This window comes from Ornithinibacillus salinisoli (assembly GCF_042684965.1).
In the GTDB taxonomy this organism is placed as follows: Bacteria; Bacillota; Bacilli; order Bacillales; family Amphibacillaceae; genus Ornithinibacillus; species Ornithinibacillus salinisoli.
The window spans coordinates 1-1,420 of record NZ_JBHUMI010000032.1 but is presented as its reverse complement, the minus strand read 5'-3'; the positions used below and the strand labels follow the sequence as shown (position 1 = coordinate 1,420).

Genomic DNA, 1,420 nt, shown 5'->3' with positions numbered 1-1,420 from the left:
TTATAAGGTTAACCAGAAATTACTGGTTGACCTTATTTTATATGGTCTTATCATTTACATTGTAGCCGGGGTAGAACGAAAGCACCCGTGGGACTTGATCCCGTCAGCTAAACTGTTCGCCCCCTACTTGTAGAAACATGATTGAGGCTGGTTGGGACAAGGATCCCGTATAACAAGCGAAGCTGTGATACTACAAGAAGGATTAGGGGTACCGGCAAATACTTCTTAGGAGGAGATAATCAATGAATCCAGTAGTAGGTCTGGATGTAGCTAAAGGAGAAAGTCAGATTCAAGGTTTCCTAGATAAGAAGAAGCCTTATAAAACTAGTTTTAAAGTACTGCATACCTTGGAAGGTCTAGATAAATTGCGTCACTTTTTAATTGAGATTGAAAATAATACTGGGGTACGCCCTCCTGTCGTACTAGAATCAACAGGACATTATCACACACCAGTTGTTCAATATTTAGAGAAAAAAGGATATTTAACAATCATCGTTAATCCACTTATTTCTTACAAGGCAAAGAGTTCTAGTTTACGAAAGGTTAAGACAGACGTAATTGACGCGAGGCACCTTTGCGAGCTGTACTATAAGGAAGAACTAGAGCCACAAAAGAAACGCGGAATACAATTACTAAATTTACGTAACCTTACGAGACAACATGAAAATATTACAAATTTATATGTACAAACAAAATTACAATTTCATTCTGTGTTGGATCAGGTATTCCCTGAATATCGTGGGGTTTTTGGGGACTTATATTCTACTGTATCTTTACTTACCCTATTAAACTATCCAACATCGAAGGATGTTTTGGAGACAGATAAAGACATTCTAGATAGAAGCATCCATGAATACTGTCCAAGACGTTCGTTGGAATGGGCAGCTTCAAAGGCTGATAAGTTAGTAGAAGCAGCACTTCGTGATCCTTTTCAGGAAACACTATATCAGAGTCATATTATAAGCATCGAAATGTATATCAAGATGTTGCTTGAGTACCAAAAGCACCTATCCAAACTTGAGGATCAAATAGATGCTTTGGCACAAGAAATTGAAGAATGTCAGATTATCCAATCCATCCCTGGTATCGGTGAAAAAATCGCGGCAACGATTATTTCTGAAATTGGGGAGATAGATTTATTTGATAATCCTAAAAAACTAGTAGCATTTGCGGGCATGGATCCAAGAGTCTATGAATCTGGCCGATTCAAAGGAACCGTGAATCGAATCACTAAAAGAGGATCTAGCCGATTAAGACACGCGTTATTTATGGCAGTTCGCTCCGCAATCCGTGATTCTCGGAAACAGAAAACAACGGATGAGATCATTCCCCGTAACAGGAAGTTACGAGCCTTTTATGATAAAAAGCGAGATGAAGGGAAACCTTATAAAGTAGCCATAATTGCATGTGCAAACAAGTT

General features: G+C 38.6%; 1 protein-coding gene. It reads left to right on the top strand.

From position 1 onward, the window contains the following. Window positions 1–242: 242 nt before the first annotated feature. Window positions 243–1,420, top strand: a 1,178-nt coding sequence (locus tag ACFSTA_RS18725) for an IS110 family transposase (RefSeq protein WP_377558362.1), incomplete at its 3' end; no start/stop codon positions are given.